The following is a 22,821-nucleotide window of genomic DNA, read 5'->3' as shown; positions in this document are numbered from 1 at the left end:
TCGCCATGAGTGTCACCACGGCGCTAGAGTCTCGTCAAGACCTCAGTTGAAACTTGGAGGGCCGGATGGTCCAGGCGGTACTCGCGATCGACCAGGGCACAACCAACTCCAAAGCCGCCCTGGTCACCGCCGACGGCCAGGTCCTAGCGACCGGCTCAGCCCCGGTCGCCCTCGCCACACCACACCCAGGCTGGGTCGAACAAGACGCAACCGACCTGTGGCAGAGCGTCCTCACCGCGATCACTACCTGTTTGAGCTCTGCGGAGGTTGAGGTCGTCGCGATCGGGCTCTCGACTCAACGGGAGTCCGTCGTCGGCTGGAACCGGTCGGGCGAGGCGGTCGGACCTGTCCTCGGCTGGCAGGACGTACGGACCGCCGAGTGGTGCGCCCAACTCCCCTCGACCGTCGACGACCTGGTCCGCCGCCGCACCGGACTGCGCGTGGACGCGATGTTCTCCGCCCCCAAGATGCGCTGGCTCCTCGACCGATCCGACGCGTACGTCGGCACCGTCGACGCCTGGCTGATCCATCGACTGACTGGTTGCCAGGAGCACCTGACCGAGGCCGGGAACGCCTCCCGAACCCTGCTCTACGACGCACTCGAGCTCGACTGGTCAACGGAACTGCTCGAAGCGTTCAACATCCCTCGAGCAGCGCTCCCCGACGTACGACCATCGAACGCCGGCTTCGGAGTCACGAACGGCGTACCAGGACTCGCCGACGGCATCCCGATCGCTGCCGTGCTGGCCGACTCACACGCTGCGATGTACGGGCAGGGCTGCACGCAGGCGGGGATGGCGAAGGCGACGTACGGCACCGGCTCGTCGGTGATGACGCCGGTCGCCGGCTTCGTCCCGAGCGGGTGCACGCTCGCCTGGTTGACCGATCGGCCGATGTACGCGCTGGAAGGCAACATCGTGTCGTCCGGGGCCGCGCTCGCCTGGACGGCGGATCTCCTCGGCCTGCCGGATGTCGGCGCGTTGACGGCGCTCGCGGCGACGGTCCCGTCGGCGGAGGGCGTCGTACTGGTGCCGGCCTTCGCGGGACTTGGGGCACCGCACTGGGACCGCGAAGCGCGGGCGGCGTTGACCGGGATGAGCAGCTCGACCACGCGGGCGCACATCGCGCGGGCCGCTGTTGACGCGGTCGCTCATCAGATCTGCGACATCACGGACACCATCCCCGGAACACTCAGCAGTCTCCGCGCGGACGGCGGCGCGACGGTGTCCGACCTGCTCATGCAGACGCAGGCGGATCTGCTCGGTCAGCCGGTCGAGGCTGCCGACGTACCTGAGATCTCTGCCCTGGGTGTGGCCGAGCTGGCGTGGACCACACTCGGTGAGACGACCGGCTGGGCCGGGAAGCGGTCCTTCCGGACGTTCGAGCCCTGCCCCGACACAGACGGTCGCGCCCGGCGTCGAGCCGAATGGGCCCGAGCGGTCGCCTCGGCACGGGTCAGCCCAGCCTGATCGCTTCGGATCTTCTGCAGGTCGACAGTACGTACACGTCTACTGTCCGCCACCTCAGGCGGGTGACTGGGGTGCGGGCGTGGGTAGTGGACGTATACGTACTGTCCAGCTGCAGCTCCCGCGAGTGGTGGGGCTCCAGGGCGGTGGAGGCTGAGGGTTGGAGATCGCTTTCCGTTTCAGGTTGACGGGAGGTTTTCGCACACCTATGGTTACGGTCACAGGCTGCGGAAAGCCCTTTCCAAGGCTCGGATGGAGGCGTGCCTGCGGACGCCTCGACGGTTCATGACACTCGAGCGCGAGAGGCGAGACTGTGAACGAGCGACGCATCGGCATCGTGATGAACGGCGTCACCGGCCGGATGGGCCTGCGCCAGCACCTCGAGCGCTCCATCGTGGCGATCCGGGAGCAGGGCGGAATCCCCGCTGCCGACGGAACCATGATCATCCCCGAACCGATCCTGGTCGGCCGCAACGAGCTGAAGCTGCGCCGGATCGCCGAGCAGTACGGCCTGGAGCGGTACACCACCGACCTGGCCGAGGCGCTGGCCGCGCCGGACGTCGAGATCTACTTCGACTCGCAGCTCACCCAGCTGCGCGAGAAGGGCGTCCGGGCCGCGGTCGAGGCCGGCAAGGCGATCTACTGCGAGAAGCCGATCGCCGAGAGCCTGGACGCGGCCGTCGACCTGGCCAGGCTGGTCATCGACTCCGGCCTGAAGAACGGCGTGGTGATGGACAAGCTGTCGCTGCCCGGCCTGCGGAAGCTGAAGCGGCTGGTCGACGGCGGGTTCTTCGGCCGGATCCTGTCGGTCCGCGGCGAGTTCGGCTACTGGGTCTTCGAGGGCGACTGGCAGGAGGCGCAGCGGCCGTCCTGGAACTACAAGTCCGAAGAGGGCGGCGGCATCATCCTGGACATGTTCTGCCACTGGCGGTACGTGCTCGACCAGACGTTCGGTGCGGTGAAGTCGGTGTACTGCCAGGGCGCGACGCACATCCCGACCCGGGTCGACGAGAACGGCGACAAGTACGCCGCGACCGCGGACGATGCGGCGTACGGCGTGTTCGAGCTCGAGGGCGGGATCATCGCGCAACTGAACTCGTCCTGGGCGACGCGGGTGTTCCGCGACGAGCTCGTCGAGTTCCACGTCGACGGGACCGAGGGGTCGGCGGTCGCCGGTCTGCGGAACTGCCGCGCCCAGCACCGCTCCGCGACGCCGAAGCCGGTGTGGAACCCGGATCTGCCGGTCACCGAGAAGTTCCGCGACCAGTGGGCGACTGTGCCGGACAACGAGCCGATGGACAACGGGTTCAAGGTCCAGTGGGAGATGTTCCTGCGGCACGTGGTCGACGACACCCCGTTCACCTGGGACTTCGTCGAGGCCGCCAAGGGCGTTCAGTTGGCCGAACTCGGACTCAAGTCCTGGCACGAGGGCCGCAAGCTCGAGGTGCCCGAGCTGAGTCTGAAGGCCAACTGATGGAACTGAACCTTCCTGCTGAAGGCGGACTACAGAAGTATCGCCTCGTCGGTCAGCCGGTTGCTCAGGGCACCTATTCGCCGGCGCGTTCGCGGTTGGCGTTCGCGGCGGCGCATGTTGTTGCGGATCCGTTGGGTGACAACTCGCCCGGCGCGCCGGCAGTGATCGATTGGGAGCACACGCTGGAGTTTCGGCGGCATCTGTGGTCGCTCGGGTTGTCGGTCGCGGAGGCGATGGACACCGCGCAACGTGGGATGGGCCTCGACTGGGCTGCCACGCAGGAACTGATTCGGCGGTCGGCCGCAGAGGCACCCGACGGACGGATCGCCGTCGGCGTCGGCACGGACCAACTCGCCGGCCGACCAGCCACCGCTTCCCTTGATGCGGTGATCGGGGCCTACGAGGAGCAGCTGGCTGTTGCCGAGGACGTCGGCGCCCAGCCGATCATGATGGCGAGCCGGGCGCTGTGCGCCGCGGCGGGCTCGCCCGACGACTACCGGAAGGTGTACGACCGGCTGCTGAGCCAGTCGTCCCGCCCGGTCATCCTGCACTGGCTGGGGCCCATGTTCGACCCGGCCTTGGAAGGGTACTGGGGCAGCGGATCGTTCGACTCCGCCGTGGACACCGTCGTCGAACTGATCAACGACAACGTGAACACCGTCGACGGCATCAAGATCTCGCTCCTCGACGCCGCCAAAGAGGTTGCCCTGCGCAATCGTCTACCGGAAGGCGTTCGGCTCTACACGGGCGACGACTTCAACTACCCGGAGCTGATTCGAGGAGACGGCGTACGGCACAGCGACGCGCTGCTAGGGATCTTCGCGGCGATCGCCCCGGCGGCGGCTGCTGCGCTCAAGGCGCTGGACGACGGTGACCTGGAGACGTACGAGAAGGTGTTCGCGCCGACGGTCCCGTTGGCCCGGCAGATCTTCTCGGCGCCGACGTACTACTACAAGACCGGCATCGCCTTCCTGGCCTGGCTGAACGGGTTCCAGCCCGGGTTCACGATGGTTGGCGGCCTGCAGACCGGGCGGTCGCTGCCGCATCTCGCGGACACGTTCCGGCTCGCGGACCAGGCCGGCGTACTGACGAATCCCGAACTGGCCGTCAACAGGTGCCGGCAGCTGTTGCGCGTGAGCGGGATCGACGCGTGAACAGGTACAGCCTCAACCAGGCGACCACGAAGTACTGGCCGCTCGAGGACGTCGTCGGCGCGAGCGCGAAGGCCGGTCTGGAGTGGATCGGGCTGTGGCGCGAGCCGATCCAGGAGTACGGCGTCGTGAAGGCCGCTCGTCTGGTCGCGGACGCGGGCCTGAAGGTCTCGTCGTTGTGCCGCAGCGGGTTCTTCACATCGACCGACCCGGCCGAGCGGAAGGCGAAGATCGAGGACAACCGGCGCGCGATCGACGAGGCCGCGACGGTCGGTACGTCGGTTCTCGTGCTGGTCAGCGGCGGACTTCCGGCCGGATCACGGGACCTCGACGGCGCCCGCGGCATGGTGCGCGACGGGCTCGCCGAGCTGGCGCCGTACGCCGAAGAACGCGGTGTCACGCTGGCGGTCGAGGCACTGCACCCGATGTTCTGCTCGGACCGGTGCGTGGTGTCGTCGCTGGGCGGCGCGCTCGACCTGGCCGAACAGTTCTCTGCGAAGCAGGTCGGCGTGATCGTGGACGCGTACCACCTGTGGTGGGACGCGGACGTGTACCGGCAGATCGAGCGGGCCGGTGAGCGGATCGTGTCGTACCAGGTCAGCGACTGGGTGGTCCCGCTGCCCGAGGACACGCTGCTCGGGCGCGGAATGATGGGCGACGGTTCGATCGAGCTGCGCCGGCTACGCGAGGCCTGCGACGCGGCCGGGTACGACGGGCCGATCGAGGTCGAGATCTTCAACCAGCAACTGTGGGACGCGCCGGGACAGGAGGTTTTCGACCTGGCGCTGGCGAGGTATCAGGAACACGTTCTCTGACAAGGAGCTAGCTGTATGACTGACCGGACCATTCCTGCCGACGGAATCGGGATGCATCTCTACACGATGCGGGACGTGCTGGCCGAGGACTATTCGGGGACGCTGAAGCGACTCGCCGGGATCGGGTACCGCACGGTGGGAGTGAGTGGGCGGTTCGACCACAATGCGGCGGACATCCGTGGGTTCGCGGACGACGCCGGGCTGTCGATCGTGCTCGAGCACGTCGGGTACAAGCGGCTGAGCGACGACTGGGCCGGCGCGTTGGCCGACGTGAAGACGCTTGGGGCGCAGTGGGCCGTCATACCGTCGATTCCTTCTGAGCTGCATTCGGTCGAGGGCTTCAAGACTGCCGCGGCCGCGTTCACCGAGGCCGGGAAGGTCGCGCGGGACGCCGGGCTGAAGCTGCTGTTCCACAATCACGGACGGGACTTCGACGAGGTCGACGGGCAGGTGCTGTACGACATCCTGCTGGGCGTGGACCCGGAGCTGCTCGGGTTCGAGCTGGACCTGTACTGGGCGGTCGACGGCGGGCACGACCCGGCGAAGCTGTTCCAGGAGCACCCGGGCCGGTTCCCGGCGCTGCACGTCAAGGACATGGCCGAGGACGGGTCCTGGGAGGACGTCGGAGCCGGGAAGCTCGACTTCGGCGCGATGTTCGCGCATGCGGAGTCGGGCGGCGTGGAGCAGTACCTGGTCGAGCACGACAAGCCCACGGACGCCTGGCGCTCGGCCGAACGCAGCTACCGCGGACTGACCGAACTTCGGTACTGAATCCTGCTCCGGGCCTGTGACAACAAACGCTTAACCGGGTCAGCTGTGGATACGTCTGCTCACGCCTGGTGAAATCGGCCTATTCTCGACGGGTGCAGAACGAGCCCGCGGTCCGGCTGTCTGCCGTCCGACGCCTGTACGAGGTGAGTGCGCGGATGGGCGCCGGGCGCAGCCTTGCCGAGACGCTGCAGGCTGTCGTCGACGGCGTCGTGAACGGGCTCGGTTTCGGCATCGCCGTACTGAACCTGCGGCACCCGGACGGGAAGTTCGAGGTGATCGCCGTCGCCGGGTCCCCGGAGGCCCGGGCGGCGCTCCTCGGGAAGGTGAGCGCGGCGGACCTGTTCGACGCCGAGTTCGCGATCGCGGACGCGTGGGGCAAGCTCCGGTTCGTGCCGCACGAGCGGCTCCCGGAGGGTGAGGTCACCGGCTGGGTGCCCGACGTACCGGTGTCCGACGCACCGGATGCCTGGCACCCGCTGGACGCGCTGTTCGCGCCGCTGTACTCGTCCGACGGCGACCTGGTCGGGATGCTGTCGGTCGACCTGCCCGAGGACCAGCGCCGGCCCGGTCCGATCCATCGTGAGCTGCTGGAGATCTTCGCGACCCAGGCCGGGCTGGCGATCGACAAGGCGCGGCTGACCGATCGGCTGCTGGCCGAGAAGACCCGGCTGGAGGCGAGCGAGGCGACGTTCCGGCTGGTCTTCGAGGGCGCCGGGAACGGGATGGCGACGGTCGCGTTCGACGGGCCGGAGCTGGGCCGGATCCTGCGGGTGAACGACGCGTTCTGCCGGATCACCGGCTACACCCCGGACCAGTTGCTCGGGACACGCCTGGTGACCTTCCTGCGGGACGAGGAGCCGGACCAGACCCGGGTCGAGCTGGAAGAGGTTGCCGCTAGCAACGGTACGTACCGTTTCGAGCGGGTGTTCACGCAGCCGAGCGGCAACGCGATCTGGCTCGCCGGTACGGCGGCGCTCGTCACGCAAGGCGCCGGGCTGCCGCGGATCCTGCTCGTCCAGATCGACGACGTGACCGCCCGCAAGGACGCCGAGCGCGAACTCCGCCACCACGCCGCGCACGACCCGCTCACCGGCCTACCGAACCGCCGCCTCCTGCAGCACCGCTTCGCGAAGGTCCTCGAACAGACCCGCGCCACCGGCCGCCCCGGAGCCCTGCTGTTCTGCGACCTCAACCACTTCAAACTCGTCAACGACGGCTACGGCCACGAGGCCGGCGACCGCGCCCTCCGCGAAATCGCCACCCGCCTCAGTACGGCGGTCCGCCACGGCGACACCGTCGCACGGCTGGGCGGCGACGAGTTCGCCGTACTGGCCGAAGACATCACCGGCGACGATCTGACAACCCTCATAACCCGCCTCGAAACCGCCGTCAGCCGCCCCCTCCCCAACATCGCCGTCCAGGTCACCACCAGCGTCGGCACCGTCCCCATCACCCCCACCACCACCGACCTAGACACCCTCCTCCACGAGGCCGACCAAGCCATGTACACCGCAAAGAACCGCCGCGACTAGATGTTGGGGCGGGCTCGCTGGGCGGCCGGCCTCGGGCACGGGGTTGGATAACCCTTCGTGTTGGGGGTCCTCCCCTCGTACACCAGCAGAGAACCCACCATTCGAGGGGACAACCGTTCGTTGCCAGGTCCGTCGGTGGAACCGGGCCGTCGAGTCGTGGGATTTGGCGCTCACCTACAGCCTCGATTCACGACTCGCGGTTTCGAGGGCCTACCAAACGCCACGACTCGGCGTGAACTGTCGTGGCGGGCAGCCGTAGGACCTGGGGGAGCATCATGCGGACAGTTATGACGGGGCCTGCGTGGGTCGCGTACGGACAGATCTATGTGGAGAGCGCGGAAAACTACGCCGACCTTGGCGAATGCTTCGCTGGGCAGCGGAACGGGTTGTGTGGGGCGGCGGTGGCGGGGAAGTTGTTCTTGATTACTGGGCTGCACACGGGGAAGGTCGAGTTTTCGGTCGAGGTTCACGACAGGATGCCCTCGGTCGAGTACAGCGCGGAGGACGTCGTCGAGGCGGCGTACCGGCCGATCGGTGACGCGGCATTGGTCTCCTGGGGCGGAGGCAGTGGACCGTGGCCGCTGGAGCTGGAGCCGCAGGTGGACTACCGCGTGCGGTACTCCGCTTGGAACATGGACGCTGGTCACCAGGCCGGGCCGCCGATGGACGACGATCCGCTGGTTGACCGGTATCTCCTGCAGTTCTGGCCGGCGCGGCCTGCGCCGGATCGGGTGGTGAAGGAGACCAGCAAGCAGGCGGCGTACTGGCACAAGTTCGCCCGCGAACAGCCGACACCGGCTGAGTTGGCCGAGCAGAAACAGGAGAAGGCCCGTCAGGCCGAGGAGCTACGGCTCGCAGAATACGCGGCGGCTTGGGGTGGGGCGTTGCCGAGTGAGCGGATGGAGGGCGCGCCACACGGCCGGGAGTTGTCGGCGCTGGACCGGGCCTTGGTGGATGCGCTCGAGCAAACCGACCCGCACACCCTGCGCTCAATCGCGCGGTGGGCAGCGCGACGCGCGTGCGAGGAGGCCGGGTACGCCGGCACCGAGCAGATCGCCGGCGTACTGGATCGCATGGACCACGGCGCCGACTGGTTCGAGACCCTCCATGGGCCACCACCGGTCGAGCCGCGGACAGAGCCACACGCGACAGCCCAGCTCGTTCTCCAGGCACACGGGTGGTTCGACAACCGCGAACCCATCGAGAACACCACGACCGTGGTCAGCTCAACCTTCAACGACGATCCGTTCCAGGCCGCCGTCGAAACGGTCTGGTTCGCAACACAACCGTTTGCGGACAAGGGGCAACTGCTGGTCGAGCTGCGGGAGCGGTTCCTCACGAACCCTGCTTCATGAGCGCTTGTCGTTGGGTGGCTGGGAGCGGCGCGTAGCGCGGCGGCGGAGGAGTCGTGTGTCGCGGCGCGTGGGGTCGCCGCGGTCTTCTTAGGTTACGAACCCAGTGCCTTGAGGGGGTCGTCGGTTAGGCGGTAGGTGGTCCATTCTTCTTGGGGTTTGGCGCCTAGGGATTTGTAGAAGTTGAGGGCGGGGGTGTTCCAGTTGAGGACTGACCATTCGAGGCGTTCGTAGTTGTTGCGGACGCATTCCTGGGCTAGCGCGGTGAGGAGGGCTTTGCCTAGGCCGGCGCCTCGGGTTTCGGGGCGGACGAAGAGGTCTTCTAGGTAGATGCCGTGGACGCCGCGCCAGGTGGAGAAGTTGAGGAACCAGATCGCGCAGCCGGCTACCTCGCCCTCGTGTTCGGCTACGTGGCAGAACGCGGCGGGGGTGTCGCCGAAGAGGGCGGTCTGCAGCTGGTCCGCGGTCAGGTGGCATTCCTCGGGGGCACGTTCGTACTCCGCGAGTGCGTACACCAGTTCCACGATCGCCGGGATGTCCTCCGGCCGGGCACGGCGGATGCGTTCGTCGGTCTGCATACCGCCTATCCTGCACCGGTCAGTTCTGGTGCTCGGTCTCCGCCTCGGCTTCCAGTTCGATGGCGTGGGTGCCGGGGCGTTTGTCGTCGACGTCGATCTGCTCGGACTCGTCGATTCCGGCGTACGTCTCGTTCTGGAGTTCGAGGGCGGCTGCCAGTTCCGGGTCGGCGCGCAGGACGGAGCCGCGTTCGACGGTCATTTTGTCGAAGACGGCGTACATCTTGCGCGGGTCCGGGTCGGTGCTTTTCTCCAGGTCCGCCGGGTACGACGCGCTCGAGGCAGCGTTCCATTCGTCCCGCTCGACGCGGTCGAAGTCGAGGCGGTACGGCGACATCTCGGACACGTGGCTGATGAACTGTTTGGCGGTCGCGCCGTTGCCTTCGCGGAACGGGTGCGTGAGGTTCTGGTAGCTGTACACCTCGGCGACGCTCTGCACGAACTCCTCGCGCGACATCGTCGACCAGTCCTTGTCCTTGACCTTCGCACTGACCTTGTCGGTCCACTTGTCCAGGCGATCGGCCGGCACGAACGGGTTGCCCTGCTTGGAGATGTCCACGTCCCGGAACTTCCCGGCCCAGTCGTAAACGTCCTGGAACATGTGTTTGTGGATCGCCTGCAGGTGCGCCTTGTCGTACGTGCGCGGAATGTCGACCTCACCGCGGTCGATCTCGCCCTGCCGGACGGCCCGCAGCTTGTACTCGGCGAAGTGCAGCTCGATCGGGTTCTTGATGTCGAGCTTGTTCTTCAGACAGCTGCCGGGTTCCCAGAAGTAGGCGTCCCAGCGTTGCTTCCGCGCCGCGGCCTCCGCCGCTTCCTCCGGCGAGACCTCGTCGGTCACTCGGGTCCGCCGCCGGTCACCTTCGACAGCGTCCGGCGGATGTACTCCGCGGTGTCGATCCGGCCCAGTTCGCGATCGATCAGATCGGCGACGTCGTCCCGGCCGGGCTCCCAGCCCTCCAGGCGGTTGTTCGCCAGCGCGTCACTGACCCGCTGCTTCTGCTCGTCGTCGAGTTGGTCGAACAGGTCCGGCCACTGGCGCGCGTAGCGGCACGGTTCGTACGGCATCGGTCAGCTCCCCGTGTAGTCGGCAATTCCGGCCAGCCTAGCGAAACCACAGCTCCTACCGTCGAGTCCCGTTAATTTACCGAACATCGCCGTTAACCTCCGCGTCAGGCCACCGCTACTCGCTGAGAGAAGGCTGAGTCTGCTGTCCCCCACCTGACCGCCCTTCATCTGGAGGAACCATGTCCGTCTCCCGCCGTCGCTTCCTCGGGTACGGGGGTGCGGGCGCTGCCGCCGTACTGCTCGGCACCGGCGCCTGGGACGCCTCGACCACGTACGCGTCCCCGTCCGGCACCGGCAACCCGTTCACGCTCGGGGTCGCCTCGGGCGATCCGCAGTACGACGGGGTTGTGCTGTGGACCCGTCTCGCCACCGATCCGTACGCCGTCGACGGGAAGGGCGGCATGCCCGCGCGCCCGGTCCGGGTCGAGTACGAGGTCGCGTACGACGAGAACTTCCGCCATGTCGTACGACGTTCCAGCGTCGTCGCAACCCCCGAGCTCGGGCACAGCGTCCACCCCGAGGTCCGCGGCCTGCTGCCCGACCACGTGTACTACTACCGCTTCCGCACCGGTCACGAGGTCTCGCCGACCGGCCGGACCCGGACCGCCCCGCACCCGCTGGCCAACCCGCGCGAGCTGCGGTTCGCGTTCGCGTCGTGCAACGCCTGGCAGGACGGGTACTTCACGGCGTACGACCACATGGCGAACGAGGACCTCGACCTGGTCGTGCACCTCGGCGACTACCTGTACGAGTCCGGCGTGAAGACGAACAAGCGCGGCGTGACCACCGACCCGCGGTTCCACACCGAGACGTTCGACCTCGCGCGGTACCGGCTGCAGTACTCGCTCTACAAGACCGAGGCCCCGCTGCAGGCCGCGCACGCCGCGCACCCGTGGATCCACACGTTCGACGACCACGAGGTGGAGAACAACTGGGCCGGCGACATCTCCCAGATCGACACCGAGCCGGACCAGGACCGGGCCGTCTTCCGCGCCCGTCGCGCCCAGGCGTTCCAGGCGATGTACGAGAACCTGCCGGTGCGGCACGAGCAGATGCCGTCCGGGCCTGACATCCGCTACCACCGCCGGCTCCCGTACGGCCGGCTCGCGGATTTCACGATCCTCGACACCCGCCAGTACCGCAGCGACCAGCCGTGCGGCGACGGCGACTCGTCCACCTGCGACGACCGGTTCAACCCGGACAACACGATGCTCGGCGGCAAGCAGCGCGCCTGGCTGCTGGACGGGTTCCGCCGGTCGAAGGCGCGCTGGCAGGTGATCGGCAACCAGACCCCGATGGGCCAAACCGACTGGACGCCGGGCCCGGAGACGCATGTCTGGCTGGACCCGTGGGACGGTTATGTTGCCGAGCGCAACAAGGTGCTCGCGGCCGCGCAGGACAGCGGCGTCCGCAACCTGGTGGTGATCACCGGCGACCGGCACCAGAACTACGCGCTCGAGCTGAAGCGTGACTTCGCGAACCCGGACTCGGCGACGGTCGGCACCGAGTTCGTCGGTACGTCGATCACCAGCGGCGGCAACGGCGCCGACACGACGGACCAGGGCCAGCAGTTCCTGGCCGCGAACCCGCACCTGAAGTTCTTCAACTCCCAGCGCGGCTACTCGCGCGTCACGATCGACCAGCACCAGTGGCGTAACGACTTCCGGGTCGTGCCGTACGTCGAGACGCCGGGCGGATCGATCAGCACGCGCGCGACGTACGTCGTCGAGGACCGCCGCCCGCACGTCCACTCCGCCTGACGAGCCTGGTCAAACGCCGAGGCCGCCGTCCACCCGCAGCACAGCACCGGTCACGTACGACGCCCGATCGCTGAGCAGCCAGGCGGCGGCCTCGGCGACCTCGCTCGGGTCGGCTCCGCGACCGAGCGGCGTCCGCGCGTTCAGCCCGTCGATGACACCGGGCGTCGCGCGGTCCCAGTCCTGCAGCATCTCGGTCAACGTGGTGCCCGGCGCGATTGCATTGACCCTGATGTTCTCGGGGCCGTACGTGATCGCGGCCGACTCGGTCAGGCTGTTCAGCGCCCGTTTCATCGCGCCGTACGCCGGGAGCGCCGGGTTGCCGGCGAAGCTGCCGACACTCGACGTGTTCACGATGCTGCCGTGCCCGGTGGTGGCCCGGATCGCGGCGACCTCGGCCACGATCGCGGACCAGACGCCGCGGAGGTTGACGGCGTACACCTGGTCGAAGGCTTCCTGGCCGAGCCCGTCCATCGGGCCGGGCGGCTGGCCGATCGCGCCGTTGTTGAAGGCGGCGTCCAGGCGTCCGTACTCCGCCACCGTTCGGTCGACCGCGGCGCGGACCGAGTCGGGATCGGCCAGGTCGCAGACGACGTATTGCGCGTCGACCTCCTTCGCGACGGCCGCGAGTTCGGATTCGGTGCGGGCGGTGAGCATCAGCTGAGCGCCCTCGGCGGCGAACAGCCGCGCCGCTGCGGCGCCGATCCCGCGACCCGCACCGGTGATGAAGATGACCTTGTTCTCGAGCAGTTTGTCCATGTCTTCGAGCTTTGGCGCCGCGCGGATCGGTAACCAGGCATCGGTAGTACCTGGTTAACCCGGCGCAGCGAGGCAGACTGGATGCCGTGGACAAGGCGGAACTGGCGGCATTCCTGCGCAGCCGACGGGAGCGAGTGACCCCGTCGGACGTCGGCCTGCCCGCCGGGCGACGACGCCGTACGCCGGGTCTGCGCCGCGAGGAGGTCGCGCAACTGGCGTACATCTCCACCGAGTACTACACCCGGCTCGAGCAGGCCCGCGCACCGCATCCGTCGAGCGAGGTGCTGGCCGGGCTGGCCCGGGCGCTCCGGATGACCGATGCCGAGCGCAACTATCTGCACCACCTGGCCGGGGTGCCGCCGGTGCGGCCGATCGGACCGCCGCGGGAGGTGCGGCAGAGCATCCTCGACCTCCTCGACCGGCTGCCGAACGCGGCCGCCATCGTCCTGTCGGCCTCCTACGAGGTGATCGCCTGGAACCACCTGGCCACCGCCCTGATGGAGGATTTCTCGGTCCGCTCCCGCCGCGATCGGAACCTGATCCGGCGGGCGTTCCTCGACAACCAACAGCACGTGTACTCCGTGGTCGACGGCCGCCGCTTCGCGCGGAGCTCGGTCAACCAACTGCGCGCGACCGCGGCCCGCTACCCCGACGACCCGGAGATCAAGGAACTGATCGCCGACCTGCTGGCCGGGAGTACGGCGTTCGCCGAACTGTGGGAGGCCCGCGAGATCGCGGCCGAACCGACGCTGTGCAAATCGTTCCAGCACCCGGTGGTCGGACTGGTGACGGTGAACTGCGACGCGCTCGCCATCCCGGACTGCGACCAGCAGGTCATCATCTACACCGCGACTCCCGGCTCCCCGTCGGAGGAGGCGCTCCAGTTGCTGTCCGTGGTCGGCACCCAACGCCTGGACCTTCCTGGTTGATCACCGGGCAAAGATACCGAGCGCGTCATAGGCGACCCAGGAGCCTTGATCTTTGAAGAGTTCCAGGACGTTCTGACCGGCACGGAAGAGGGCCTTCGGCAACGGAATCTCCACGTACGACGGTTTGAGCGGCGATCCCGGGTAGGTGCTGTCGGCAATGGTCGAACCTTTGGTGGCGCCGTTCGCGAAGGTGAGGCGTCCGGCCTCGGCACCGTTGATCGTCAGGAGCGCCGACGCCGCGAGGCTGGCGTGACTGGAGGAAGGTCCGGCGGGAGGGAGGGGGCGGCACGGGCGGGCTCCGATCCAGGAGGCGAGATTCCGCCATATTCTTACGTAACCACTCTACGATTTGTAACCCCTTGACAGGTGATTGACCACTCGGAGTGCTGAATCCCTGCGGAGATTCCTGTTGGAGTTCGCGATCGGGGCGCGGGAGATTGGACGTATGGCAGCTGACACGAACAAGACCCGCCGGATCGGTGACGTCGAGGTATCCGCGATCGGGCTCGGCGCGATGCCGATGTCGATCGAGGGGCGTCCCGACGAGGACCGGTCGATCGCGACCATCCACGCCGCGCTGGACACCGGGATCACGCTGATCGACACCGCCGACGCGTACCACCTGACCGCGACCGACGACGGCCACAACGAGAGCCTGATCGCCAAAGCGCTGGCGTCGTACGGCGGCGACACCTCGGACGTCCTGGTGGCGACGAAGGGCGGCCACCTCCGGCCCGGCGACGGGAGCTGGACGCTGGACGGGTCCCCGAAGTACCTCGCCGAGGCGGCCGAGGCGTCACTGAAGCGGCTCGGTGTCGAGGCGATCGGGCTGTACCAGTTCCACCGGCCCGACCCGAAGACGCCGTACGAGGACTCGATCGGCGCGATCCGCGACCTGCTGGACGCCGGCAAGATCCGGATGGCCGGCATCTCGAACGCGAACCCCGCGCAGATCAAGCAGGCTCAGGAGATCCTCGGCGGCCGGCTGGTCTCGGTCCAGAACCAGTTCTCCCCGAAGTTCCGCTCGAGCGAGCCCGAGCTGGAGCTGTGCGACGAGCTGGGCATCGCGTTCCTGCCGTGGTCCCCGCTCGGCGGCATCACCAGCGCGAGCGAGCTCGGCGCGAAGTACCCGGCCTTCCAGACCCTCGCGGCCGAGCTCGGCGTCAGCCCGCAGAAGCTCACCCTCGCCTGGATGCTCGCCAAGTCCCCGGTGGTCATCCCGATCCCCGGCTCCAGCCGCCCGGAGACCGTCCGCGACTCGTACTCCGCGGTCGATCTGCAGCTCACGGCCGAGCAGGTCGCGACGCTCGACGCCGCCTGATCCGTCAGGAATACGGTTCCGGCGTACGACGTTGCGCGGCCTGTGGAAGACATGCGAGCACTGAGCTACGGATTGGCACAGCAGTACTTCGAGGAGCGGGACTATCGAGGTGCGATCCGGGCGCTGAAGCCGGTGGTCGACGAGACCCCCGGCGAGGTCGGCCCGCGCCTGCTGCTGGCGCGGGCGTACTACCACGCGGCCCTGCTGAAGCCTGCTGAGGAGCATCTCCTCGAGGTCATCGAACGCGACCCGACGGAGTACTACGCGCACCTGATGCTGGCCCGCACCCTCGAACGGCTCTCCCGCCGCGACGAGGCCGGCAAGCACCGCCGCATCGCCGCCGCCCTGACCGGTGACGACGAGCTACTCAAGCCACATGCGCTCTGATCTGCACCCTTCGAAGGCCCGTGATCGCCCGATCACGGGCCTTCGGTACGTCTGGAATGAGTTGCGGCCTGCCGGCGTTCTGGTAGTTTAATAGTGAACTACCTATCGAGGAGGACGGATGCAGTTCGGCGTATTCAGCGTCGGTGACGTGACTGAGGACCCGACCACGGGAACCACGGTCAGCGAGGGCGAGCGGATCAAGGCGATGGTCCGGATCGCGCTGAAGGCCGAAGAGGTCGGGCTGGACGTGTTCGCGCAGGGCGAGCACCACAACCCGCCGTTCGTGCCGTCGTCGCCGACGACCCAGCTCGGGTTCATCGCGGCGCAGACGTCGAAGATCATCCTGTCCACCTCGACGACGCTGATCACCACCAACGACCCGGTGAAGATCGCCGAGGACTACGCGATGCTGCAGCACCTGGCCGACGGCCGGGTGGACCTGATGATGGGGCGCGGCAACACCGGCCCGGTGTACCCGTGGTTCGGGCAGGACATCCGCAACGGCATCCAGCTCGCCGTCGAGAACTACGCACTGCTCCGCCGGCTCTGGCGCGAGGACGTCGTGGACTGGGAAGGCAAGTTCCGTACGCCGTTGCAGGGCTTCACGTCGACGCCCCGGCCGCTCGACGACGTACCGCCGTTCGTCTGGCACGGTTCGATCCGGTCACCCGAGATCGCCGAGCAGGCGGCGTACTACGGTGACGGCTTCTTCCACAACAACATCTTCTGGCCGATGTCCCACACCAAGCGCATGATCGAGCTCTACCGCACGCGCTTCGAGCACTACGGGCACGGCGCGGCGGACCAGGCGATCGTCGGACTCGGTGGTCAGGTGTTCATGCGGAAGAACTCGCAGGACGCCGTCCGCGAGTTCCGGCCGTACTTCGACAACGCGCCGGTGTACGGGCACGGCCCGTCGCTGGAGGACTTCAGCCGGGAGACGCCGCTGACGGTCGGCAGCCCGCAGGAAGTGATCGAGCGGACGCTGACGTTCCGCGAGCACGTCGGTGACTACCAGCGGCAGCTGTTCCTGATGGACCACGCCGGGTTGCCGCTGAAGACCGTGCTGGAGCAGCTGGACATCCTCGGTGAAGAGGTGGTTCCGGTGCTGCGGAAGGAGTTCGCGGCGCTGAAGCCGGCGCATGTTCCGGACGCACCGACACATGCTTCCCTGAAGGCCGCGGCGGAGCGGGCGCGCGACCTGGAGACGATCCAAGAGCCTGCAGCAGTTGAGGAGCCGACCCGATGAAGGACAAGGTCATCGCCGTGGTGACGGCCGGGCTGACGACGCCGTCGTCGTCCCGGCTGCTCGCCGACCAGTTGGCGGAAGCCGTCCGGGACGAGCTGTCCGGACGCGGCATCGGATCGCGGATCGAGCTGATCGAGGTCCGCGATCACGCCCACGACCTGACCAACAACCTCCTCACCGGCTTCCCGTCGGCCGCGCTGCGCGAGGTGCTCGACACGGTCACCACCGCCGACGCCCTGATCGTGGTCAGCCCGACGTTCAGCGCGTCGTACTCCGGCCTGTTCAAGATGTTCTTCGACGTACTCGACGACCAGGCCATCGCGGGCAAACCCGTCCTCCTCGCCGCAACCGGCGGCACCGAACGCCACTCGCTGGTCCTGGAGTTCGCCCTACGCCCGCTGTTCGCCTACCTCAAGGCACTCCCAGTTCCGACCGGCGTGTACGCCGCCTCCACCGACTGGGGCCCGAACGCCGCCAGCCTCCGCCCCCGGATCGCCCAAGCGGCCGGCGAACTCGTCGCCGCGCTTCACCACGAGACCCCCACCGCGACCGACCCGTTCGACAACCCCACCCCGTTCGAGGACCTACTGAACAGCTGATCGCGAAGTGATCAGCTGAGTGAGGCCGTCGAGGATTGTGGTGAGGCCGAAGGTGAGGGCGTGGGCGGGGTCTATGACTGAGTTGAAGTGTTCGCCTACTGACGTGCCTACTCGGCCGGCCGTCGGGAAGTGGGTGCCGGACATGACTGTGGTGAGCGTCGGGGAGATCTGACGCCACCATTCCTCGTCCGAGAGGCCGGAGTCGCGTTGGGTGCGGAGTTGTTCGGCGCCGGCGCGGGCGGTGCCCTGGACGTGGGTGAGGACGAGGGTCAGGGCCGAGTCCATCTCGACGTCGGTCAGGCCGAGGCCGTCCAGGGGACGTAGCTCGGTCTCGTACTTGCGCGTGATGTTCGGCCCGAGCGCCGTCCGCATCGTCGGGACCTCGTGGATCCACGGGTGCGCGGTCAGCACCTCCCAGTTGCGGAGGGCGATGAACTCGAGCGCACCGCGCCAGCCGCCGGGCTGATTCAAAGGCTCGTCGGGGTCCGCATACAGGTCGCCGTACACCTGGTCGAACATCAGGTCGGTCAGCTCGCCCTTGCCAGGGACGTGGGTGTAGAGCGACATCGTGCCGACCTTGAGCCGCTCGGCGACGGTCCGCATCGAGAGCGCCTCGAGCCCGGACACGTCCGCGAGCGCGATCGCCGCGTCGACGATCGCGCGCACCGTCAGGCCGGAGCGGCCGGGCTTGGTGTGACTCCCCCAGAGCAGCGCCAGACTGCGCGCCGGATCGGGCGCAGCCGCCTTCCTTCCCGCCACCCGGAACCTTCCTCCGCCGCTCGTCGTTGGATGCATCGTACCTGAGCCGTACAATGTACGGTACACTCTACGGTTCAACGACCCGAGAGGTGGGAAGTGACAACGGAGCGAGTGATCGAGGCCGCCGGCGTACGGAAGCACTACAAGGGCGGTACGGAGGGTGCGGGGCTGAACGGCTTCGACCTGGAGGTCACCGCCGGCACGGTGACGGGCCTGCTCGGCCCGAACGGCGCCGGTAAGACGACAGCGGTGCGGATTCTGTCCACGCTGCTGGAGATGGATTCCGGCACAGCGACGATCGCAGGGCACGACGTCCGACAGCAGGGTGGCGAGGTGCGGCGGCGGATCGGCCTGGTCGGGCAATACGCCGCGGTGGACGAGGTACTCACCGGGCGGCAGAACCTGGTGATGTTCGGGCGGCTGAACCACCTGGGGCAGGCCAAGGCTGTGAGCAGGGCGGACGAGCTGCTCGAGCGGTTCAGCCTGACCGAGGCGGCGGGGCAGACGGTGAGCAAGTACTCCGGCGGGATGCGACGGCGGCTCGATCTGGCCGCGAGTCTGATCGTGGCGCCGCGAGTGCTGTTCGTGGACGAGCCGACGACGGGCCTCGACCCGGCCGGGCGGATCGAGGTGTGGTCCGCCGTACGGCAGCTGGTCGACGGCGGTACGACGGTGTTGCTGACGACGCAGTACCTGGAGGAGGCGGATCAGCTGGCGAACCGGATCTCGATGCTGAAGGACGGGAAGGTCGTCGCGGAAGGGACACCGGACGAGTTGAAGACGCAGTTGGGGTCGGACTGGCTGGATCTGGTGCTCACGGATCCAGCCGACGTGCCGCGTGTTGTGGAGTTGGCAGGCCCGTTCGCGGACGGGGAGATCCGGGTGCAGGACGTCCGGGTGAGTGTGCCGGTAAAGGATCGGACGAAGGCGCTGGTGGCGATGGCGAACTCGTTGCACGAGGCAAAGATCGAACCGGAGGACCTCACGTTGCGGCGGCCGACGCTGGACGAGGTCTTCCTGCACCTGACCGGAGCCGCAGCATGACCGGCCTCGGGTGGGCGCTCGCGGACAGCTGGACGATCGCGCGGCGGACGTTGATGCACTGGCGGATGCAGCCGGGCCTGATGTTGTTCACGTGGTTCTTCCCCGTGCTGATGCTGCTGATGTTCGGCGGGCTGCTCGGCGGCGCGATGGAGTTCCCGGATGGTTCGTCGTACTACGAACTGCTCGTGCCCGGGATCTTCGCGCTGTCGATGCTCTTCGGGCTGGAGGGCACGATGACCGCGGTCACGACCGACGTCTCGAAAGGGGTGACGGACCGGTTCCGGTCGCTGCCCATGAGTTCGGCGGCGGTCGTGCTCGGGCGGTGTATCGCGGACATGCTCGACTCGGTCGTCACGCTCGTCGTACTGGCCGCGACGGGGCTGGCGCTCGGCTGGCGGTGGCACGAGGGGTTGCCGTCGGCGGTGGCCGCGTTCGGGCTGCTGTTGCTGCTGCGGTTCGCGTTGCTGTGGGTCGGGATCTTCATCGGTCTCACGGTGAAGAACGCGCAGAGCGTGACGATGGTGCAGGTGCTGGTGTGGCCGGTCGGGTTCCTGTCCAGCACGTTCGTCGCGACGTCGACGATGCCGGACTGGCTGGGCACGATCGCCCAGTGGAACCCGCTGTCCGCCACCGCCACGGCCTCACGTGCGTTGTTCGGCAACCCCGATCCGTCGGCGACCGCCACCTGGATCGGGACCCACGCCGGCCTCGCCGCGGTGATCGCGCCGGTACTACTGACCGCGATCTTCCTACCGCTGTCGGCGCACCGCTTCCGTACGTTGTCGCGGTGATCACCAAGGCCGGCGGAGCGAGCCGCCTCGGGTAGGCAGCATCACGGGAGCCGGTGGCGGGAAAGCCGCCGCCAGCTCCCGCTGCCGCTCGAGGTCGGCCTGGGCCGCCGCCTTCGAGCGGTAGCGCACTTTCTTGTAGTAGTAGTCGCCGGCGGAGACGTGCAGCGTCCAGCCGCACCGGAACACGAGCACGTGAGTCAGGAGGTTGCCGAGGACGGCCAGGGGCACCAGCACGACGATGCCGATCCAGTGGTCGAAGGCGTTCTCCCAGATCCAGTCCACGAAGCCTGAGCGGCGTAGTTCGATGTTGACATCCCCCATGGACCGAGTATGCCGAGCGATTCTGGGTAACGGCTGAGAATGGACGTGCGAGACAGGGCTGTGCGGCGGCTGGCTTGGGAAATGGCCTACGCAGTGGAGTGCAGGCTGGGGTCCGGGGGCGCGCGTCGTGTTGCTCGGGTGGTGGGGATGGTGGAGGGGGCGACCGACGCGGGGGTGCATCGGGTTGCGCTGCGGGTGTCGCCGCGGTTGGCGGGGTCGAATCCGGGGCTGGTGAAGATATCTCCGCGCTGGGCCGCGACTGTGCGGGTACGGCGGCAGGGGGTGCGGCTGGAGCTCGATCTGCGCGACAACTTGCAGGCGGTCTTGTACTACGCGGGTCGGTACGAGCCTGCGGTACGGCGGTTTCTGCGCGACGAACTGCGGTGCGGTGACGTCGTGCTCGATGTGGGGGCGAACATCGGGGCACATGCGTTGACCGCGGCGAAGCGGTTGCGGGAGCTGGGTGGCGGGCGGGTGATCGCGTTCGAGCCGGCCGCGGACAGTGCGGCGAAGTTGGGCGCCGGCGCGGCACGCAACGACGTACAGCTGGAGGTCGTGCCGGCGGCGCTGGGTGAGCGGCGGGAGTTGGCGACGCTGCGGGCGGACAGTCGGTACGACGAGGCGGATGCGGGTGTGCGTTCGCTGTACGGCGACGGCGAGGTGGTGCAGGAGGTGCCGGTCCTCCGGCTCGACGACTGGGCGCGGGAGCACGAGCTCGATCGGCTCGATGTGGTGAAGCTCGATATCGAGGGAGCTGAGCTCGCCGCGCTCGCCGGTGCGTCGCGGACGATCAAGCGGTTGCGGCCGCGCGCGGTCCTCGTGGAGGACAAGCGCCCCGAGTCGAGCGGGCGGATGCACGCCGTACTGGACGAGCTCGGCTACCTGCCGACCGGGGCCGTGCTGGACCACAACGCAGTCTTCAGGCCGGAGCTCACGGGGTGAGTTGGCCGCCGTTGACCTCGATGATCTGGCCGGTGACGTAGGAGGACATCCGGTCGGAGGCCAAGAACAGGATGGTGCCGACGCACTCGTGCGGGGTGCCGGTGCGGCCCATCGGGATCGTGCCGAGCATGGCCTGCATCTGCGCGTCGGCGGTATGGCGGTCGTGGAACGGGGTCTTGATCACGCCGGGGGCGATCGCGTTCACCCGGATACCTTCCGGCGCGAGTTCCTTGGCGAGACCGCGGGTGAACGTGCTGACCGCGCCCTTGGACGTCGCGTAGACCACCGACCCGCCGGCCCCGCCGGTGCGCCCGGCGATCGACGTGACGTTGATGATCGAGCCGCCGCCCTGCGTCCGGAACACCGGCACGATCCGCCGGGAGAGCGCGAACACGGAGGTCAGGTTGACGTCCAGGATCCGGTGGAACTCCTCGTCCGGTACGTCGGCGATCGGGGAGCGGTTGACCAGGTCGCCGGCGTTGTTCACGAGTACGTCGATCCGCCCGTGCTGCGCGAGCACCTCGTCGATGAACGCGTCCGCCGCCTTCGAGTCGGCGAGATCCGCCTGATGCAAGGACGCCGTACCGCCAGCCGTCTGCACCGCGCCCACAGTGTGCTTCGCGCCCTCTTCGTTCCGGTGGTAGTGCAGCGCGACCGTCGCCCCGGTCTCCGCGAAACCGACCGCCGCCGCAGCCCCGATCCCGCTACTCGCCCCGGTCACCACCACAACCTGATCCCTGAAATCCAGATATGCCATACGGCCTATCCTCTCCTAGTGCCGCGTTCCGTTCTGCTCGCCGCGTATGTCGCCCGGCCCGCCGGCGCGGTGGTGCTGCGCCTGGTAGCACGCACCCGCGCGCGATGCCTGCTCGGCACCGGGCTCGGCTACCTGGTTGCGCTCGTGCTTGCGACGACTGCGACGCCGACGACGGTTGCGGTGCCGTTGGGCCTGTTCGTCGGAGGGGTCGCCGCGGTGATCGGTTGCCTGGCGACGGGGCGTGGGGTGACGTTCACCTTCGACCAGGACACGACCTACTGGGAGTACGACGGGAAGATCCCGGTGGGCGACCGCCTGGTCGAGATCCTGGGCGCACTGGTCGCGATCCTCGGAGTCGTGGCACTGCCGTTGAGCTGAACGCGCCGTACGGCGGCCTGCGCGCGGCGGGGGCGGAGTATTTTCGAGGGATGGGATACGCGCTCGGGGAGCTGGGGCTCCGGCGGTGGCGGACTGGTGATGCGCTGCGGCTGGTGACGGCTCATGACGATCCGGAGATGGTGAATCAGGGCGGGATCGTGGATCGGGCGTCCGCCGTCGACTGGATCGGGCGGGTCGCGGACCTGGACAACGGGCACGTGTACGCCGTGGCGGACGCGGACGATCATCCGATCGGGTGCGTGGGGGTGACGAACATCGACCGGCACCGGGTCGGCTGGACCTGGTACTGGACGCTCGCCGACGTCCGCGGCCAGGGCGTCGCGCGGGACTCGCTCCGCGCCCTCGCGGGCTGGGCCCACCACGACGCCGGCCTGTACCGCCTCGAACTCGGCCACCGCCTCAACAACCCGGCCTCCTGCGCGGTCGCAGCCGGCGCCGGCTTCCTCTCCGAAGGCGTCGAACGCCAACGCCTCACCTACGACGGCACCCGCTACGACGTAGAACGCCACGCCCGCCTGATCACCGACCCCCTCCCCACCCCCCAACGCCCCGTCCACATCACCGACTGACCAAGAGTTCGTTCGCACACCACCTGTCGGTGGC

The 22,821-nt window shown here is 68.2% G+C and carries 25 protein-coding genes; 18 read left to right on the top strand and 7 right to left on the bottom strand.

The genetic code is table 11. From position 1 onward, the window contains the following. Nucleotides 1-65 precede the first annotated feature (65 nt). The 7 genes from ACLJOO_RS20265 (at nt 66) to ACLJOO_RS20235 (ending at nt 8,564) form a co-directional block, all read left to right on the top strand. On the top strand, nt 66-1,469 hold the full coding sequence (locus ACLJOO_RS20265; protein WP_410788770.1) for an FGGY family carbohydrate kinase: 1,404 nt from the start codon (nt 66-68) through the stop codon (nt 1,467-1,469). Between the two features lie 310 nt (nt 1,470-1,779). Beyond that, entirely contained in the window at nt 1,780-2,940 is a 1,161-nt protein-coding gene (locus ACLJOO_RS20260; RefSeq protein ID WP_410788769.1) for a Gfo/Idh/MocA family protein, read from the top strand. After that, on the top strand, nt 2,940-4,094 hold the full coding sequence (locus ACLJOO_RS20255) for a dihydrodipicolinate synthase family protein (protein ID WP_410788768.1): 1,155 nt from the start codon (nt 2,940-2,942) through the stop codon (nt 4,092-4,094). Before ACLJOO_RS20260 ends, ACLJOO_RS20255 begins: the two co-directional genes overlap by 1 nt. Then, entirely contained in the window at nt 4,091-4,906 is an 816-nt protein-coding gene (locus tag ACLJOO_RS20250) for a sugar phosphate isomerase/epimerase family protein (protein ID WP_410788767.1), read from the top strand. The genes ACLJOO_RS20255 and ACLJOO_RS20250 overlap by 4 nt, the downstream gene beginning before the upstream one ends. A 15-nt stretch (nt 4,907-4,921) precedes the next feature. After that, nucleotides 4,922-5,677 carry a sugar phosphate isomerase/epimerase family protein gene (locus tag ACLJOO_RS20245; protein ID WP_410788766.1) on the top strand — a complete coding sequence of 252 codons (756 nt, stop codon included), beginning with the start codon at nt 4,922-4,924 and terminating at the stop codon, nt 5,675-5,677. Between the two features lie 92 nt (nt 5,678-5,769). Beyond that, complete coding sequence (locus ACLJOO_RS20240) at nt 5,770-7,209, top strand: diguanylate cyclase domain-containing protein (protein WP_410788765.1); 1,440 nt, start codon at nt 5,770-5,772, stop codon at nt 7,207-7,209. 476 nt (nt 7,210-7,685) lie between these two features. Continuing rightward, nucleotides 7,686-8,564, top strand: coding sequence for a hypothetical protein (locus ACLJOO_RS20235; protein ID WP_410788764.1), 879 nt, complete (start codon nt 7,686-7,688; stop codon nt 8,562-8,564). Between the two features lie 92 nt (nt 8,565-8,656). Here ACLJOO_RS20235 and ACLJOO_RS20230 read toward each other — a convergent pair whose 3' ends face one another. From ACLJOO_RS20230 to ACLJOO_RS20220, 3 genes are read right to left on the bottom strand one after another with little or no spacing between them, the layout of a single operon-like run. Further along, nucleotides 8,657-9,139 carry a GNAT family N-acetyltransferase gene (locus tag ACLJOO_RS20230; RefSeq protein ID WP_410788763.1) on the bottom strand — a complete coding sequence of 161 codons (483 nt, stop codon included), beginning with the start codon at nt 9,137-9,139 and terminating at the stop codon, nt 8,657-8,659. Between the two features lie 19 nt (nt 9,140-9,158). Further along, complete coding sequence (locus tag ACLJOO_RS20225) at nt 9,159-9,977, bottom strand: Fic/DOC family protein (RefSeq protein WP_410788762.1); 819 nt, start codon at nt 9,975-9,977, stop codon at nt 9,159-9,161. After that, nucleotides 9,974-10,204, bottom strand: coding sequence for a hypothetical protein (locus ACLJOO_RS20220; RefSeq protein WP_410788761.1), 231 nt, complete (start codon nt 10,202-10,204; stop codon nt 9,974-9,976). Before ACLJOO_RS20220 ends, ACLJOO_RS20225 begins: the two co-directional genes overlap by 4 nt. A gap of 179 nt (nt 10,205-10,383) precedes the next feature. Here ACLJOO_RS20220 and ACLJOO_RS20215 point away from each other — a divergent pair, with 179 nt between their 5' ends. Then, nucleotides 10,384-11,964: an alkaline phosphatase D family protein gene (locus tag ACLJOO_RS20215; protein ID WP_410788760.1), complete on the top strand. Its 1,581-nt coding sequence runs from the start codon at nt 10,384-10,386 to the stop codon at nt 11,962-11,964. 9 nt (nt 11,965-11,973) lie between these two features. Here ACLJOO_RS20215 and ACLJOO_RS20210 read toward each other — a convergent pair whose 3' ends face one another. Beyond that, nucleotides 11,974-12,720 carry an SDR family NAD(P)-dependent oxidoreductase gene (locus ACLJOO_RS20210; protein ID WP_410788759.1) on the bottom strand — a complete coding sequence of 249 codons (747 nt, stop codon included), beginning with the start codon at nt 12,718-12,720 and terminating at the stop codon, nt 11,974-11,976. An 86-nt stretch (nt 12,721-12,806) separates the two neighbouring features. Between ACLJOO_RS20210 and ACLJOO_RS20205 the strand changes: the two genes are divergently transcribed. The 5 genes from ACLJOO_RS20205 to ACLJOO_RS20185 all read left to right on the top strand — a co-directional run bounded on the left by ACLJOO_RS20205 (nt 12,807) and on the right by ACLJOO_RS20185 (nt 17,205). After that, a complete protein-coding gene (locus ACLJOO_RS20205; protein WP_410788758.1) occupies nt 12,807-13,649 on the top strand; it encodes a helix-turn-helix transcriptional regulator in 843 nt (280 codons plus the stop codon). Nucleotides 13,650-14,094: 445 nt separating this feature from the next. Continuing rightward, on the top strand, nt 14,095-14,970 hold the full coding sequence (locus tag ACLJOO_RS20200; RefSeq protein ID WP_410788757.1) for an aldo/keto reductase: 876 nt from the start codon (nt 14,095-14,097) through the stop codon (nt 14,968-14,970). 51 nt (nt 14,971-15,021) lie between these two features. Further along, nucleotides 15,022-15,357: a tetratricopeptide repeat protein gene (locus ACLJOO_RS20195; protein ID WP_410788756.1), complete on the top strand. Its 336-nt coding sequence runs from the start codon at nt 15,022-15,024 to the stop codon at nt 15,355-15,357. 118 nt (nt 15,358-15,475) lie between these two features. Continuing rightward, complete coding sequence (locus tag ACLJOO_RS20190) at nt 15,476-16,606, top strand: LLM class flavin-dependent oxidoreductase (RefSeq protein ID WP_410788755.1); 1,131 nt, start codon at nt 15,476-15,478, stop codon at nt 16,604-16,606. Further along, complete coding sequence (locus tag ACLJOO_RS20185; RefSeq protein ID WP_410788754.1) at nt 16,603-17,205, top strand: FMN reductase; 603 nt, start codon at nt 16,603-16,605, stop codon at nt 17,203-17,205. Before ACLJOO_RS20190 ends, ACLJOO_RS20185 begins: the two co-directional genes overlap by 4 nt. Here the strand turns inward: ACLJOO_RS20185 and ACLJOO_RS20180 are convergent. Continuing rightward, complete coding sequence (locus ACLJOO_RS20180) at nt 17,191-17,964, bottom strand: TetR/AcrR family transcriptional regulator (protein ID WP_410788753.1); 774 nt, start codon at nt 17,962-17,964, stop codon at nt 17,191-17,193. The genes ACLJOO_RS20185 and ACLJOO_RS20180 overlap by 15 nt on opposite strands. A gap of 96 nt (nt 17,965-18,060) precedes the next feature. Between ACLJOO_RS20180 and ACLJOO_RS20175 the strand changes: the two genes are divergently transcribed. Then, nucleotides 18,061-19,008, top strand: a complete 948-nt coding sequence (locus tag ACLJOO_RS20175; RefSeq protein ID WP_410788752.1) for an ATP-binding cassette domain-containing protein — start codon at nt 18,061-18,063, stop codon at nt 19,006-19,008. Then, nucleotides 19,005-19,799: an ABC transporter permease gene (locus tag ACLJOO_RS20170; protein WP_410788751.1), complete on the top strand. Its 795-nt coding sequence runs from the start codon at nt 19,005-19,007 to the stop codon at nt 19,797-19,799. Before ACLJOO_RS20175 ends, ACLJOO_RS20170 begins: the two co-directional genes overlap by 4 nt. Here ACLJOO_RS20170 and ACLJOO_RS20165 read toward each other — a convergent pair whose 3' ends face one another. Then, complete coding sequence (locus tag ACLJOO_RS20165) at nt 19,800-20,120, bottom strand: hypothetical protein (RefSeq protein ID WP_410788750.1); 321 nt, start codon at nt 20,118-20,120, stop codon at nt 19,800-19,802. 147 nt (nt 20,121-20,267) lie between these two features. Between ACLJOO_RS20165 and ACLJOO_RS20160 the strand changes: the two genes are divergently transcribed. Then, nucleotides 20,268-21,062 (top strand): FkbM family methyltransferase, encoded by a 795-nt coding sequence (locus tag ACLJOO_RS20160; protein ID WP_410788749.1) that lies wholly within the window; start codon nt 20,268-20,270, stop codon nt 21,060-21,062. Here the strand turns inward: ACLJOO_RS20160 and ACLJOO_RS20155 are convergent. After that, nucleotides 21,052-21,819, bottom strand: coding sequence for an SDR family NAD(P)-dependent oxidoreductase (locus tag ACLJOO_RS20155; protein ID WP_410788748.1), 768 nt, complete (start codon nt 21,817-21,819; stop codon nt 21,052-21,054). The two genes, ACLJOO_RS20160 and ACLJOO_RS20155, sit on opposite strands and share 11 nt — an antisense overlap. 18 nt (nt 21,820-21,837) lie before the next feature. Here ACLJOO_RS20155 and ACLJOO_RS20150 point away from each other — a divergent pair, with 18 nt between their 5' ends. Together ACLJOO_RS20150 and ACLJOO_RS20145 are read left to right on the top strand one after the other, a co-directional pair. Continuing rightward, a complete protein-coding gene (locus tag ACLJOO_RS20150) occupies nt 21,838-22,197 on the top strand; it encodes a hypothetical protein (protein WP_410788747.1) in 360 nt (119 codons plus the stop codon). Between the two features lie 50 nt (nt 22,198-22,247). Further along, nucleotides 22,248-22,787, top strand: coding sequence for a GNAT family N-acetyltransferase (locus tag ACLJOO_RS20145; RefSeq protein WP_410788746.1), 540 nt, complete (start codon nt 22,248-22,250; stop codon nt 22,785-22,787). The last annotated feature ends 34 nt before the right edge of the window (nt 22,788-22,821 follow it).

It is taken from the genome of Kribbella sp. C-35 (genome assembly GCF_046549195.1).
Lineage (GTDB): Bacteria > Actinomycetota > Actinomycetes > Propionibacteriales > Kribbellaceae > Kribbella.
The sequence above is the reverse complement of the archived record's forward strand: the minus strand, read 5'-3'. Positions and strand labels throughout refer to the sequence as shown.